The 15,834-nt window shown below is 35.8% G+C and carries 13 protein-coding genes; 4 read left to right on the plus strand and 9 right to left on the minus strand.

Going from position 1 to position 15,834, the window contains the following annotated elements; genetic code table 11:
- Nucleotides 1-944 precede the first annotated feature (944 nt).
- From H4J52_RS20365 to H4J52_RS02230, 3 genes are all read right to left on the minus strand, one after another.
- Complete coding sequence (locus tag H4J52_RS20365; RefSeq protein ID WP_404851969.1) at nt 945-1,145, minus strand: replication endonuclease; 201 nt, start codon at nt 1,143-1,145, stop codon at nt 945-947.
- Nucleotides 1,146-1,224: 79 nt separating this feature from the next.
- A complete protein-coding gene (locus tag H4J52_RS02225; protein ID WP_182224157.1) occupies nt 1,225-1,470 on the minus strand; it encodes a hypothetical protein in 246 nt (81 codons plus the stop codon).
- Between the two features lie 446 nt (nt 1,471-1,916).
- Entirely contained in the window at nt 1,917-2,153 is a 237-nt protein-coding gene (locus H4J52_RS02230) for a DNA-binding protein (RefSeq protein WP_182178031.1), read from the minus strand.
- Between the two features lie 1,847 nt (nt 2,154-4,000).
- Here H4J52_RS02230 and H4J52_RS02235 point away from each other — a divergent pair.
- Nucleotides 4,001-6,496, plus strand: coding sequence for a GGDEF and EAL domain-containing protein (locus tag H4J52_RS02235; protein WP_220460034.1), 2,496 nt, complete (start codon nt 4,001-4,003; stop codon nt 6,494-6,496).
- On the opposite strand, the gene H4J52_RS02240 is transcribed toward H4J52_RS02235, so the two are convergent.
- The gene (locus H4J52_RS02240) at nt 6,450-6,845 is read right to left on the minus strand and encodes an OmpA family protein (RefSeq protein ID WP_259366561.1); all 396 of its coding nucleotides are present in this window, start codon (nt 6,843-6,845) and stop codon (nt 6,450-6,452) included. The two genes, H4J52_RS02235 and H4J52_RS02240, sit on opposite strands and share 47 nt — an antisense overlap.
- A gap of 1,172 nt (nt 6,846-8,017) precedes the next feature.
- Here H4J52_RS02240 and H4J52_RS02245 point away from each other — a divergent pair.
- The gene (locus H4J52_RS02245; RefSeq protein WP_182179639.1) at nt 8,018-8,791 is read left to right on the plus strand and encodes a tRNA isopentenyl-2-thiomethyl-A-37 hydroxylase MiaE; all 774 of its coding nucleotides are present in this window, start codon (nt 8,018-8,020) and stop codon (nt 8,789-8,791) included.
- Nucleotides 8,792-8,819: 28 nt separating this feature from the next.
- Here H4J52_RS02245 and H4J52_RS02250 read toward each other — a convergent pair whose 3' ends face one another.
- The 3 genes from H4J52_RS02250 to H4J52_RS02260 all read right to left on the minus strand — a co-directional run bounded on the left by H4J52_RS02250 (nt 8,820) and on the right by H4J52_RS02260 (nt 10,520).
- Entirely contained in the window at nt 8,820-8,948 is a 129-nt protein-coding gene (locus tag H4J52_RS02250; RefSeq protein WP_182179649.1) for a diguanylate cyclase domain-containing protein, read from the minus strand.
- Between the two features lie 315 nt (nt 8,949-9,263).
- Entirely contained in the window at nt 9,264-10,019 is a 756-nt protein-coding gene (locus H4J52_RS02255; protein WP_182179637.1) for a UDP-2,3-diacylglucosamine diphosphatase, read from the minus strand.
- Between the two features lie 9 nt (nt 10,020-10,028).
- Nucleotides 10,029-10,520, minus strand: coding sequence for a peptidylprolyl isomerase (locus H4J52_RS02260; RefSeq protein WP_182179635.1), 492 nt, complete (start codon nt 10,518-10,520; stop codon nt 10,029-10,031).
- 190 nt (nt 10,521-10,710) lie between these two features.
- Between H4J52_RS02260 and cysS the strand changes: the two genes are divergently transcribed.
- Entirely contained in the window at nt 10,711-12,096 is a 1,386-nt protein-coding gene (gene cysS / locus H4J52_RS02265; protein WP_182179633.1) for a cysteine--tRNA ligase, read from the plus strand.
- A 145-nt stretch (nt 12,097-12,241) separates the two neighbouring features.
- Here cysS and H4J52_RS02270 read toward each other — a convergent pair whose 3' ends face one another.
- Entirely contained in the window at nt 12,242-13,012 is a 771-nt protein-coding gene (locus tag H4J52_RS02270; protein ID WP_182179631.1) for an ABC transporter substrate-binding protein, read from the minus strand.
- Between the two features lie 323 nt (nt 13,013-13,335).
- On the opposite strand from H4J52_RS02270, the gene H4J52_RS02275 reads away from it, so the two are divergent.
- Entirely contained in the window at nt 13,336-13,926 is a 591-nt protein-coding gene (locus H4J52_RS02275) for a carboxymuconolactone decarboxylase family protein (RefSeq protein ID WP_182179629.1), read from the plus strand.
- 354 nt (nt 13,927-14,280) lie between these two features.
- Here the strand turns inward: H4J52_RS02275 and mltF are convergent, their stop codons facing one another.
- On the minus strand, nt 14,281-15,711 hold the full coding sequence (gene mltF / locus H4J52_RS02280) for a membrane-bound lytic murein transglycosylase MltF (protein WP_182179627.1): 1,431 nt from the start codon (nt 15,709-15,711) through the stop codon (nt 14,281-14,283).
- Nucleotides 15,712-15,834: the final 123 nt, after the last annotated feature.

Genomic DNA, 15,834 nt, shown 5'->3' on the forward strand with positions numbered 1-15,834 from the left:
ACAGGCTCTAGCCGATTATTTTTGGCATACTTAAACGCCTTATACTTGCCTCGCACTATGAAGTTACTTAGTGAAAATTATAAGTAGTGCGCCCCATATACCAACAATACCGGTAAGGGGGTTTCATATTCTTTCCTTCGTAACCTACCACCTTATTAGTATATATTCCTATTTAAACCGTCGACATATCGAGCTTATTAATTCAAGGACAACATTTATATAATAGATGCAGTAAGTTATTAGCAAGCTTCTCTATACTCAGCTTTATTTATGAAAAAACATAACGAGCTATGAGCTATTTGAGCTCAAAATAGCACGTTATGTAAATACTCTAAGCAATATAAAGCCATAAAATTTATCATTCAGTTATTAATTGAGTAGCAAAATCGACTCATTAGAAAATATATGAAAATTTTTTCTATGCAAATTTCCGCAAAGTGCACCAATAAGACCTTGGCAGTAGAGCATCAAAATGGTTGGTAAATTAATTATCTAAGCCTCACTAATGCTAAAAAAACTAATTTAATCGTGAATTTATCACCATAAACAGTCAGCTTTGCCACTATTGCTACTATTGCTAATAGTCAACTTTGAATTATTGACGATCACTCTGTGCGTGTAGTTGACATCATGAGTTAAAAAATTAATATTTTCTTAGCGCGATTACCAAACGTTCAGCCCGAGCACCGCCTCAGATAAGTCTGTTTGAATAAAGTCGTTCATCATCATAGAAAAAGTAATATTTAAAACTGGTTTGCACAACAATGGATGGCACTTTATTTAATTCTCAATTACGTAAAGACGGTTAAGTAATAGACGAAAATAGCAGGCTTTCAATTCCTTAAGAATATAAAATAAATGTTAAGATGGAAAATATGAGGCATCTTGTATTTTACTTTATGAAAAAATGACATTTATTTTATTTACACTCGGGCGTTCAAGTTTCAGGTTATGGCTCTACTGCTATTATGAACGGGGTGCATGCGTGATGGACAAGTGGTTGTTAAAAAGTCTGCAACATAATCATGTTTGCCTGCGTAGACTTCAAAGACATGTAGTCTAGCGATCAGTTCATTACGAGGTTTTACAGGGTTTGCATTGTAGCTGTTTGCCATTTCGGTTAAATCAACAACATCCCCCCTTATTCATTAACTAGTTCTAACTCAGCCATTAATAATTGATTACGCCGTTTGTTTTCATGCCCCTTTTTAAAGTTAGCGTCTATTACGTATATTTGGCTTTTTTTCGACGCCACTTACCACAAGCATAAAGGGCAATGTTAACATCAATATATTTTTCCTTTCTCGCCTGAATAGAGAAATCAACCAATAAAGCTTCTAAGGCAAAAACCCTCGCTTTTTCTGAATCACCTAAATTATGCATGTTAGTAACCATTTGAAGACATTGACTTGCTTGGTTTTTACCAACCAGTTCAATCTGTGAATCAGACCAAGTAACATCAACAGGCATAGATTGACAAAACTCACATAATTATCTTAAATACGTATTGGCTTGAAAGGCTGCCTTTACCGGTAATTTAAGTAAACAGTTATAGGTGTTTTTTGCGACTACTCGACAATTAAAAGGAATGCTCAGTAACTGTTTACCAATAAACGTTTTATTAAGCTTGTCCTCAACATCAAATTCGTCAACGAGTAAGTGAGCACTCAGTGCTGTACTTGATAATGAAGATGATTCAAACCCTGATATCGTTAAGTAGTCAATTTCATGAGTTGAGTCCTGAACTTCATTAACGATATTTTCATTTTCTGTTACGTTAACGGAATTTTCTCCCCTAATAGAAAAAGCCGTATTTCCGTTAACGTTATCTTTTTCTTTAACGGCTTAAGTGGTCGGTTTGAAATTAATTCGATTAAGACTAAATCAACTTTGTGACTTTTGGTGTTTTAGGGGATTTACGCATGCTCACCACCAACGGACTTTTGTCCTAAGTGCTGCATACGAAAGAAACTATCAAGCCAATTATCTAAATCATCTTTTAGATAACAAACGGCACGACCTATTTTAATGAAGGGTGGATCGGGAGTTCTGTTTTCACGATTACCTTCCATACGTGATTGACGTAAGAAAGAACGACTCATACCGTTTAACAAACGTTCGTTACGATTAAGCGCTGGATGGGTATAACGCATTACTCCCCCGTCGATTTAAAATATCAGTATCGAAATGAACCTCCATATGCTTACATATAACATCCAAACGAATGTTATATGTAATGGATAATCAAGACTTATTAAACGCTATAAATTCCAGGATATAGGCTCTAGCCTTATCTTTTATATAATAAACTCGCACCTATCAAACAAATAAAAAACGTAGAGTTATAAGATATTGTTAAGTTTATAAAGGAGTAATGATTTTTTACACAGGCTGACCACAAAAGAGACATTAGATTGTTAGCGTCAAACACTACTTCGGATTAGATTTTTTATGGATACCCCCTACATAACAGGCTTGAAATTTTTGCTAAAAGTTTAAGGTACGAAAAACAGCAAACTATTTTAAGTCCTTATTTATTTACTTGTTATATGAAAATTTCAATACTCACCTATATATACCGTGGTTTAGCATCTAATTCACAAATCATGTAATTACGTCAACTTTCACAAGAATCATAAACGATCCCATTCCCACATAATTGTTGGGTTTTAGACCTTAATACTTTATTCCATTCTCTTTCCGATGGAAGGTGCCTAAACCTTTCATTTTGACAGTAGTCTGCTTCTGCGAGGCTTATAATTATAGTATTTAATTGCCATATTCTAATTCAACTATAAGCAACACTACTTGAAATACCTGTATCTATCTTTTTCAGCATAAGGTTCAAAATTTGTATTAAATAGAACATGAACTTAGATAGGTATTAAGCATAATATCTGTGAACAGCCTAACTACACAGAAAAATACCACTATTGTATTATTAAAAATAAGCCTAAAGCATTACATGACTATGCAATGAGCCTTAATCTGCGTTACCCGAACCAACAAATTAGAGTGGCTGTGAACTTAAAAAAGGTCCGCTTATTTATGCCATAGCCAAATGTAATCACCTCTATTTATTTACGATTACCCCTTCAACCGTGTCTAATTACCATCAAGTCTTTATACTAAGTAACGCTAAATATGCTCCCTCTGATGCAAAATATTCACTCTACATAAAGACAAACCACGATCATTGAGTATGAGTCACATACGATACACTCAGTTAGTGGAATATCGTCGAGACTTAATGCGAGACAGCGTGAACTTATCAAACAAGATAAACGCTAGATTAAATAATTACTACCTGTAAGCACTTTAATTGTTTTCCACAATCTATCTCCGACCCATAAAATAGACCTATAACTAGTCCACTCGCGAAATATCATACAGAATCGATCTTTTTAATGTATCCATTCATTCAATGTGATTACAAGTTGGACTTTACGTGTTGATCTTATTCCGATTGAAATTCGTATGTATACCGAATTGGTTTTTTTTGCTACTTTATCAATTATTGGAGCGTTTTTCAGGTACTTAATATTTAGCTATTGTATTAATGAAACACCCTTGTGGCGTTTAGTAACTCTAAGTTCGTTGAAAATCTTAAATTAATATAGTTATTCGATATTTTTAGAAATTAGTTTAGAGCATGATTTTAAAGGTAGATGAAACAAGTAAAATGGGATAAATAAAAATAAAAATAAAAAGTATTAGCGATAGTAGTTACTGTTTGCAGAGCTACACCTCCGCAAGTAATAACAACGACGATTACTCTCCCTCAATAGGTTAAATAGTAATATGGTTAAATATACGGCAAGCTTAAAAGAAATTCATGATTTGAGAAGCTCTACAAGTATGAATAGACATCACTAGTGGAGTTATTGGACATCAAATGAGCTTGAAACCTTTTTTTAATTTCATAATCTCGTTCTTTTATCACCTAAATAAGACATTTTCTTCATAGTTTTTTATGGGAAGTACATTAAGGTTTTTTTACATGACATATGATTTACAACGAAAATTTGAAAACGAAAAAAAACAAAATAGACTGCTACTAGATATCATCAATGCTATTCCTGAGCCTGTTTTTGCAAAAGATTCTTATGGTAATTTTATTTTTGCTAATAAAACGCTTGCTGACTTTTATAATACAACATCACAAAAAATAATTGGCAAAGACGACTCTTATTTTACTGGTAATACAGAGCAGACGAATCAATTGTTAGAAAGTGTAAAAATCGTTATCAACAGTAAAAAAAATCAAGTTTTTTATGAAGATGCTACCGACATTAAAACAGGAGAAAATCATAATTTTCATTCTGTAAATGCGCCTTTCATTAACTGTAAAGGAGAAGAAAATGTCGTGATTATTGCAACTGATGTCACTGATATTATTGCCTTAAAAAATCAAGCAGAAAAAAATGAAAGAAGGCTAACTGCTGTTTTAGATATTTCGAGTGAAGGCCTGTGGGAATGGAATACTCAAACTAATGATGTATTCCACAATAAAAATTGGGAAATGATCACTGGTGTGGTTGATATCGAAAATTCGTTTGATGAATTTCAACATTGTATTTTTGAAGAGGATAAAGCTCAAGTAAATAGAGCACTGGACCGGTTACTCGAAGAAAACATACCCTATAGTCTTGAATATAGAATGGTACGCCCAAACGACGATAAACAAATCTGGATTTGGGACAGAGGTGTAGTGCTTGAACATAATGAGCAAGGTAAACCTTTGTGGGTAGTCGGTATAATTCAAGACATTACAGAGCAGAAAAATGCTAAAGAGAAATTAACACTAGCTGCGAGCGTATTTACACATGCTCGTGAAAGCATCGCTATCAGTGATGCTGCGGGTAAAGTACTTGATATGAATGAGACTTTTACTCATATAACAGGCTATAGCCGAGAAGAATGTATTGGTAAATTCATACAGAATTTTCATTTTGGACGCCAATCACTTGAGCTCGACGCTGATATGTGGAAAGCGCTAGTAATAGAAGGTTTCTGGTCTGGTGAAATATGGAGCCGTCGTAAAAATGGCGAAGTGTATGCGGAAATGAAAACTATCACTGCTGTACGTGATGAAAACGGTATCACTACCCATTATGTATCCTTGGGTAATGACATTACCCTAACAAAAAAACATCAAGAGCAACTAGAGCATATGGCTCACTACGATATACTTACTGATTTACCGAACCGTGCATTATTGGCAGACCGATTATCCCAAGCCATGTTGCAGTGCAGTCGTCAGAAACAGTCTATCGCTGTCGTATTCCTTGATTTAGATGGGTTCAAAGTAATCAATGATACTTATGGGCATAGTAGGGGTGATGAATTACTGATTGCACTATCAAAGCGTATGAAGGAAACGTTGCGTAAAGGTGATAGCTTAGCCCGCATTGGCGGTGATGAATTTGTAATAGTATTAGCTGGTTTAGCTGTAGTTGAAGATTGTTGGCCAATATTAGAGCGATTATTGCTTGCAGCGTCAGAGCCTGTAAAAGTCAATAATGTGGTCTTAAATGTATCAGCCAGTATTGGTGTCACCCTTTATCCGCAAGATAATGTTGATGCCGATTTACTCATCCGGCATGCCGACCAGGCCATGTATGCGGCTAAAGAATCAGGCAAAAATCGTTATCACCTATTTGATATGGCCCAAGATGACGCACATAAAGTACAATTGGAAAGCTTAGAAGCTATTCGTAGCGCATTAGATAATCATCAATTTTTATTCTATTACCAGCCTAAGGTTCATATGCGGACAGGGTCGGTAATAGGTGTTGAGGCATTAATTCGTTGGCAACATCCAGAACGTGGACTGTTAAATCCAATCGATTTTTTACCTGACATTCAAGATACCCCTATGATGATTGAGCTAGGTGAGTGGGTTATTAACTCTGCACTGTCACAAATCAGCCAATGGCAAGCAATGGGGATTAATCTCCCTTTAAGCATTAGCGTAAACATTGCAGCAGTTCAATTACAGGAATCCGATTTCACACAGAAACTAAAGACAATGCTAGCAGCGTATCCTGATGTTAAACCACACCATTTAGAACTAGAAATGCTGGAAACTAGCGCCTTAGAAGATGTACATCATGTCTCAACAACAATGAATGAGTGCATGGCGTTGGGAGTTAAATTTGCCTTAGATGATTTTGGCACAGGCTATTCGTCTCTTACTCATCTTAGGCGATTGCCTGCAAATTTAATTAAGATAGACCAGAGCTTTGTTCGAGATATGTTGATTGACGTGGATGATTTAGCCATTGTTGAAGGCGTGATAGCCTTAGCTAAATCATTTAAACGTAATGTGATTGCTGAAGGGGTGGAGACTATTGAACATGGTATCGCACTATTACAGCTTGGCTGTGAATTAGCCCAAGGTTATGGCATAGCCAGACCTATGCCTGCCAGTGATATTCCATCGTGGATTAAAAAATGGAAGCCCGATGTGAGTTGGTTGAACTATTACAAGTAACAGGCTGAGTTTCACCAAAACCAATCACTTCAATTCTCTCTATAATAACACCTGCATTATTAAGGTAGGTAAAAAAAGACTGAGTGCGGCGTTCTGATAAACTCTGGTTTAGTGCATCAGAGCCAGAGCTATCAGTATGACCCGCAACGACCATCAAGGTTTTGTTGAATTCTTGTAATATTAAAACAACCGAATCTAAAACAGATAAGAAACGTTGATCAATATTGGCATTACCTGAAGGAGATGTAATATTGCCAGGCATAGTTAAGTTGATGTTATAACCTTCACGTTCAACACTAACACCTGAACCACGTAGTTTTTTTCTCAATTTAGCTTCTTGTGTATCCATATAATAACCAATACCACCAATAATCTCAGCGTCGCAGCTTTCAACATTATACGATTACTTTTACCTATATTATCCTCATTTTTATTGACTAAATAGGCCGCTACAGCAGCAACACCTGCACTGATACCCGCACCTTTGGCGGTAATGGAAACTTTTACTCACCGTATATCGGTCAAAAGTAGCACAAGCGCTTAGGGCTAGAGAAGTTATTAGAGGAATAGTAAATTTTTTGATTTTGTTCCTTAGGAGAGTGATTTATTAGTTTATGCATTGAGTGTATTAAACTAGAAAGGTTATTTTTGGTAACAATGCGGTGATTATAAATGCCTCGGCTTGTATATCTCTAAGCGTATTCATCTGTGATCTATGAAGGAATTAGAATTGCTGAGTATATCTTAGGCCAACGTTTCGCTTCAATCTACTGTAATGTTGGAAGCAACTTAGTTGTAAGATTTATTTTTGTCGTTGGTTATCTGTTAAATTTAAGAAGTTTTGGCCATACAAAGTTTTTCAGTATAAATACTAATGTTAACAAAGTGGCATAATTAAGAGTTAAACCACGCTCAGTAATCGGTTATGATTTTAGTAATGAAAATGCATTAATCCGTATAGGGTATAAATTGCTCTGAACAAAGCAATATCAAAGCGCAATCAAAATTTTAGAGTGATCAATAAGAGAATTTCTCAACTACGCTAATGCTTATGACAGCTTAGCAGAAGCTTCTTACTTTAATTGAATCAGTCTGGTGTCGAAGATCGAAGGCACGATAAAGCTATAACCTATATATTTTAGAATAGGCCTATAACAGCTTAATTATTGTCCGTTGAATACTGATAAATTATTAGCGTCCATAAAACTTTCTACCATATAAAACACCTGATTCATCTATAGATAAAGTTCCTCCCGATATTTAAATTGATAGACTTCTCTTAGAGCTAATTAATAGGTGCCGTCTATACTATAAGCTTTATCCCGCATAAAAGTGTCCGCTTGGAGGGATGATTTTGATTCATAAAAACAGACTTCTTTGTAATAATAGCGTTTCAAGTAAGATCTAAGATATTTAATATTAATTGGAATTGAATATTATCCGCAAATAGCCCCGTAATTCTTAATCTGAATATGATAAAATAAAAATTACTCTAGTGTATATAGCGAAGAATTAGCGCAAATGTCGACTCAAGAATTATTAGCACCAATCATGTCATTCTTAAAGTGCGAAACACCACAAGCATGGCTTGATGAGGCAGTTAAGCCAGAAAATCTATCTATCCTCCTGATCGATCACCTCGTTTGTGAGCTAAAAGCTGCGCAGTCGGCAATGTTTTTGATCCGAAAATATGCCGTAGATAAAGAAAGTGGTGATGCACTATTAGCTTGGCTACAGCCTTTTGAGCAATTAATTTATAAAAGACAAGGCGATTGGCGCTCGTTACCTTCAAAAAACAAGTTAACTAAAGCAATATTACCTAAGTCAGGTTCAGCTCACGGACAAAGCCTTATTGACAAAATGGTCTTATTGATTAAAGAAGAGTTACACCATTTTTATCAAGTACTAGAGATAATGGATGAATACGCTGTTGAATATCAAAGTATTACGCCATGTCGGTATGCGAAAGGTTTACTTCGCCATGTAAAATCTTTTGAACCTGATGCGATGGTAGATAAGTTAATTATAGGGGCTTTTATTGAGGCAAGATCATGTGAACGTTTTGCTAAAATAGCACCACATGTTGATAAACGTCTTGGTGATTTCTATATTTCTTTATTGCGCTCTGAAGCTAGGCACTACCAAGACTATTTATCATTAGCGGCAGAGATAGCCGGAAAAGACATTTCTGAACGAGTAAAGTACTTTGCCGATATTGAAGCGGCATTAATTATTAGCCCTGACGAAGACTTCAAGTTTCACAGTGGTTTACTAACAAAAGCTGTTGAATTTTAGTAAGAATTTTCTGGCTGTTGTGTGGCAATCATACCGCCAAACCACAACAATTCTGCCCTGAATTTTTAGCTTTATATAACGCTTGGTCTGCATTATTAAATAATGTCGACCACGTCATATTACTTTGCAGTTCGGCAACACCAATAGATACTGTTATTGGCGGCTAATTGAACATCTATTTTACTATTGAGGGATAAATATTTCTTTCGTGAAATAATAATATGCCACAGCGTAATGACTAGATTTAGATGCAACAGTATGAAAAATAATTAATTTTTTTCTTCTTCAGAAATAATCATAGCATGATGAAAATTCTCTTGCATAATACGTCCTTTTATTATTTCTTACCTCATAACGTTAATTAACAGTAAACTCAATGTAAAAGTATATAGGAACAGGGGGGATAAATTTTTATTGACCAAGCTATAAGTGCTTTATATAAGTATCATTCAATTTAAAATAAACGTAATTTTTAGTCAGTTTTAAAGGCTTGTGAAAGTAATTCTATACTGTTTTCGGTTACTTTTAACCAAGCGCCTTGTTCATACCAGTCGCCTAGTACAATACGTTGAGCAGAAGCATTATTTGCTTGAATGTTATGGATGTTTGGACGATGGGTATGTCCGTGGATCATTAACTGACTCTTATATAACTCAAGTGCGTTTATAACTTCAGTTTCGGTAACGTCCATTATTTCTTGTGATTTCATTGCTGTTGCACTCGCACTTTTTATGCGATAGTTCTCTGCAATTTTTCGGCGTACAAATAAAGGTAAGTTTTTGATGATGGCTTGCCACCACCATGAACGTGACTTTTTTCTAAAGGCTTGATAGGCAATATCACGGGTACATAAGGTATCGCCGTGCATAATAACAACAGGTTTACCGTATAAATTAATAAGATCAATTTCAGGTAATAACTGCATACCACAGGCTTTAGCATATTTTTTACCAAGTAAAAAATCGCGATTACCATGAATATAGTAAATACGAGTACTTAGCTTACTTAATGTTTTTAAGGCGTTGGAAACGTCTATAACAAAAGGATTTGTATCATCATCGCCAATCCAGTATTCAAATAAATCACCTAATATGTAAAGCGTTTCGGCTTTAGGTGCATCATTTTTAAGGAATGACAAAAAACAGGCCGTGATATCAGGCCTATTTTGAGCTAAATGTAAGTCGGCAATAAAATAGGTTACCGACTCTTTTAATTCTCTACTAGTCACTGAATGAAATTAATCAATAATCGTAGATTCAATGATGATTTCTTCTTTTGGTACATCGTCATGACCGTGTAAACGGCCTGTATCAACTAATGTCATTTTATCAACAATGTCCATGCCTTCAACAACTTCAGCAAAAACACAGTAACCCCAACCTTGTACCGTTTCGCTTTTAAAATCTAAAAAGTCGTTGTCACTTAAGTTAATAAAGAATTGTGCAGAAGCGGAATGTGGCTCTTGTGTTCTTGCCATCGCTAAAGTGCCACGCTTATTGCTTAAGCCATTGTTCGCTTCGTTTTGAATGGTTTCACGAGAATCTTTTTCTTCTAAACCTGAAGCAAAACCACCACCCTGTGCCATAAACCCATTAATAACACGGTGAAAAATAGTGCCATTATAAAAGCCATCTTCAACATATTGTTGAAAGTTTTTTGCCGTAAGGGGTGCTTTATCAACGTTTAATAAAATTTTGATATCGCCTAAATTTGTTTTTAAAGTGATCATTTTATTTACTCTTCAATTTCGATGGGCGAATTGTAAACGAAAGCACAGAACTGTAAAGAAAACTTATGGATATTCTCATGTTAAATAATGACCCTAGCACTTTGTTCGGGTACAATTATCGAAAAATCGTTGATTTTTTATTAATGAATAATACCTTATATTTTAATCGTAAACGGAGCCAGAAAATCTTATGTTACAGATATACAATACATTAACCCGTCAGAAGGAAGTTTTTACCCCAATTGAAGCAGGTAAAGTCGGTTTGTATGTATGTGGTTGTACTGTTTACGATTTATGCCATATCGGTCATGGTCGAACCTATATTAGCTTTGACAATATCGCTAGATATTTACGATTTAGCGGTTATGACGTAAATTATGTTCGTAACATCACTGATGTTGAAGATAAAATAATTAAACGTGCACAAGAAAATAACGAAACACCCGATCAGCTTACCGAGCGAACTATTGCATTGATGCATGAAGATTTTGACGCATTGAATATACAGCGACCGGATCTTGAACCAAGAGTGACTACTCACATGGACGAAATAATTGCCATGATAGTTACCCTTGTAGAAAAAGATCATGCTTATGTTGCAGATAGTGGCGATGTGTTATTTGCCGTTTCTAGTTATGAAGACTATGGCAAACTTAGTGGACAAAATTTAGAGCAATTACAAGCAGGCTCTCGTGTTGAAGTTGACGAAAGTAAAAAGTCACCACTAGATTTTGTTTTATGGAAGTCAGCTAAACTGGGTGAGCCGAGTTGGGGATCACCATGGGGAGCAGGGCGCCCTGGTTGGCATATCGAATGTTCTGCTATGAGTGCGAAAGAGCTAGGTCGTCACTTCGATATTCATGGTGGTGGTTCAGATTTACAGTTTCCACATCATGAAAATGAAGTAGCACAAAGTTGCTGTGCACTTGACACGCCTTATGTTAACTATTGGATCCATACCGGTATGGTGCAAGTTGACCAAGAAAAAATGTCAAAATCACTTAATAACTTTTTCACTATTCGTGATGTGTTAACACAATATGATTCAGAAACCGTAAGGTTCTTTTTAACATCAGGACATTACCGTAGTCAGTTGAATTACTCTACTGATAATCTCGACCAAGCTCGTTCTGGCTTAGAGCGTATATATACTGCTTTGCGTGAGGTTGATGTACTTGCTGATTTTTCTTTAGATAAGAACGATGTTTATGTTAGCGCATTTATTAAAGTCATGAATGACGACTTTAATACGCCACAAGCTTTAGCGGTATTATTTGATTTAGCCAAAGAGTTAAATGTTGCTAAAAATACTGATAGTGACAGAGCCCCCTATTTAGCAGCAACACTCAAAGGGTTAGGTGATTTAATTGGTTTGTTACAATTACCTCCAGCAAGCTTTTTACAAGGTGAAGGTGACAATGATGAAGTTGCTGAAGTTGAGGCGTTAATTAAGCAACGTAATGATGCCAGAGTAAGTAAAAACTGGGCATCAGCTGATGAAGCTCGCGATAAGTTAGCGGTGATGAATATTATTGTTGAAGACAGTGCAGGCAAAACAACTTGGCGTAAAGGCTAATCAAAAGTTGTTAATACTTAATGCGAGTAACCCAAAACCTCATTTACAAATTTGTAACTGAGGTTTTTTAGTTTTAGTGGGAGTCTTTTTATCTAGGCGAGGGGATATTGGAGTCATAAAAAGGTGACAGTAGAATACAATAGGGTTATTTGTGGATGGCTGTCCAATGTGCAATGATTTTAGCTATTTCACCATTTTGTACTAATGTGGTGATGGCATCATTAATACGATTAAGTGTTTCAATGGTACACGACTGGCGACTTAACATAATATGAATAGTATCTTGATATATTTCCAAGGGATGTATTTCAAATTCACCTTGCAATGAGTACTTTTCAGAGAACGCTTTCATCGTCACCGGATCGACCAAAACCCCGTCAATATGACCTTTTAATAATAGCGCCACATTTTGTTCTAGGTCGATAACGTTATTAATATGGGCATGAAAGGCTTTTGTTGTAATTAGTTTTTGATATTCTTTACCGTAATAATAGCCACCCTCAACACCAATCATATAATCAGCACTAGAAAGATCGCTTAATTTTTTTAGCTTTATTTTCTGAGCCGTTCCTTTTTTAACAAAAAGGTTAACTTTCTCAAGTCTGTAAGGTATAGAAAAATATGCAGTTTGTTCGCGCTCAGCTGAATGAGAGGCACCCATTGCCATATCTATTTTACCAGTTTTTATATATTGTAAATGTCTTTTCCAAGGGATTTCTGTGAATGTTACTTTAAGGGTAGACTCTTTAATAATTGCATTGAAAATATCGAAATCTAAACCCACAAGTTCTTGTTGCTTATTATGATACTGGTATGGATACCACAATTCCCACCCTACCGCATAATCTCTTGATGGGGCTTCATTAGCTGAACCATGAAAAGTTAATACAAGAGCAAAAATTAAATATTTTTTCATATCTCATCTCCTTGGTTAAATTAGTGAGAGGACTTACTTTAAATGCTACCGCTGAATTTGTCGATTAAAGCTTTTATAGGACAATCTAGAGTGGCTTTCGTTGCTTTGAACCTATTATCTTCTTACCTTGGCATCAGTCTTATTTAAAAGTAAAAAACAGTCAATCACTCTAACTTTGATTAAGTGTAATCGTGTTATTTGTATTTGGCTATTTTTATTGAAAGTAACAGATGTTAATGATTAAAAACTGAAAAGCAACAATGTTGCATTTACAATATCGTTGCTTTATATTCATGTTTATAGATCAATACTCGGAGAGCGTTATGGCGTTAGTTGCCCCACTTGATAAAGATGAAAATGAAGAAGTTTCTGAACTTACCCGTTTCTTTAATGAAACATTAGGGTTTTGCCCAAATAGTGTGTTGACGATGCAACGACGCCCAGCTATTGCTAAGGCTTTTATAAATTTGAATATGGCTGTTATGGCAAATGAAGGCACAGTAACGGCTGAGCAAAAACGCTTAATAGGTTATATAACAAGTGCTAACACAGGCTGTCGCTATTGCGAAGCTCATACTATCTTAGCTGCTGAACGTTATGGAGGCACTGATGAACGACTCGCTAATATTTGGTCTTTTAGAGAAAGTGATCGCTATAGTGCGGGTGAAAAGGCAGCTTTTGAATTTGCACTCGCCGCTTCAAGTGTACCAAATGCTGTTGACGATAATATTTCCACTGAATTATATAAACATTGGGATGATGGAGAAATTGTAGAAATACTGGGCGTTATTTCCTTATTTGGCTATTTGAATCGTTGGAATGATTCTATGGGAACTACGATGGAAACAGGTGCTGTTAACGCTGGCGAACGATTATTGTTAGGGTCAAATTGGACTCAAGGTAAGCATAAATAAAGGCATCAATTAAAGAACCAATAAACGATATGTTATTGGTTTTCAATTAAAAATTGCCCTAATCGACGGGTGTTGATTTTGTGCTTTTGGCGTTGTATCTGTCTTTTTCTATGTGTGCTTTGCACTTGTCGTCTAATGCGATTGTTCATTATTATTTCTCATTAATTATTGAAATTCTGTCAAACAGGTTTATTGTTCCAGAGTAATTCTAAGTACGTACATACACGTAAATAAGTTCAGAATTACCCTACTAGGTTTAAGTATCCTTGCACAATATGTCATTTTGATGACAATCAATAATTATGAGTACATTGATGAGTTTTCAAAATAACGCCGTCCAAATAAAGGCAAGCGCTATTGTGTGATAATAACTGTTTTATCTTTAATAGGTTGAGGGATAGCATTTTCTTTTGACTTATTGTCCATCCAAGTCAACGTGTCGTAATAACGTCTTATGTTTTCAACATAGTTTACGGCTTCGTCACCGCGAGCATAACCATACTTGGTTGGTTTGTAGTATTTTTTCTGCTTAAGTAAAGGTAAACGATCTTTAACCTCTACCCAGCGATCTGGGTCTCCGCCTTGTTTTTGTGTTATCTTTCGTGCGTCATTTAAATGGCCTAAGCCAATGTTATATGAAGCGAGCGCAAACCATAATCTGTCAGGTGAAGGGACTCTGTCAGGCATTCTATCGATCATTTGTTTAAAGTATTTAGCGCCACCACGAATGCTCTGTTCAGCATCTAAACGACTTTTAATCCCCATTTGTTTTGCGGTTGGCAAGGTTAGCATCATCATGCCGCGTACGCCTGTATAAGAACGCGCATGCGGTTCCCAGTGGGATTCTTGATAACTAATAGCAGCGAGTAAACGCCAATCAAGTTCCTGACTATATTTCTCAAATAATGGCCGGTACTGAGGCAGTTTACCTTCAACGGCTTTAATAAACATACGAGTGTCAACATAGTTGAATTCTTCAACATGACCGTAGTATTTGTCATCGAGGGCTAATAATGTTCCGTCGTGATGAACTCTGCCAAAAAACTCAACAAGGCTGGCATAAATTGACTGGTCATTATTTTTTTTAACAGCCCAAGCTAAAGGCTGAGGTTTTTTAATGGTAAAGCCAATACTGATTTCAGGATAATAGCGGCGATTAACTGCAAGGGTATTACTGTCGATAACGGTGTAGTCAATTTCTTCTGACAATACTTTAAGTAAGAGTTCTTCGCTATCAAATTCATCACTTACTCGCCAAGTTAACTCTTGGTGGCTGTTTTTTAATTGGGTGAGGTTTTCATCATGACTCGAATGAGCCATGATGAGTAAGTTGCCTGTTAAGTCTTCAATATCACGAGGTCTAATTTTCCCTTGCTTAAACACCAGTTTCTGGCTGATATTGTCGTAGCTTGGTGAAAAATCATATTGTTGACGCCTTTTTTCGGTAACGGCTAAACCCGCGGCTAGAATATCCACTTGGCCACTGTCTAATTTGTCAAAAAGCTCTTCAAGGCTGTAACTAGGGACTACTTTTAAGTCAACACCTAATGAGTCAGCATAATTTTTAACTAATTCATACTCAAAACCAGCAGCGTCTTCAGCTTCCAAGTAATAACTGGTTAAGCCGTAAATAGTACCGACGTTAATATAGCCACGCTCAATGATGCGCTGCAAACTGGCATTTTTTTCTGTGGGCTGGCAGCCTAATAGTAAAAAAGCAGTCAAGAATAATATACTTACAAACGTGCTGATTTTTTTAACTATTTTAAAATTTAAGTTAATCATATAGGGTTATTGTGGCGTGATTCCTTCTTTATTCAAAGCACTTTTTATCAATAATGAAGATTAACTTTTTAAGTTAATCTTTTAAGGCTTATCAAAACCCTTTATATCTATTATAATATGCGC

The organism is Colwellia sp. MB02u-14, from assembly GCF_014076915.1.
Taxonomy (GTDB): domain Bacteria; phylum Pseudomonadota; class Gammaproteobacteria; order Enterobacterales; family Alteromonadaceae; genus Colwellia_A.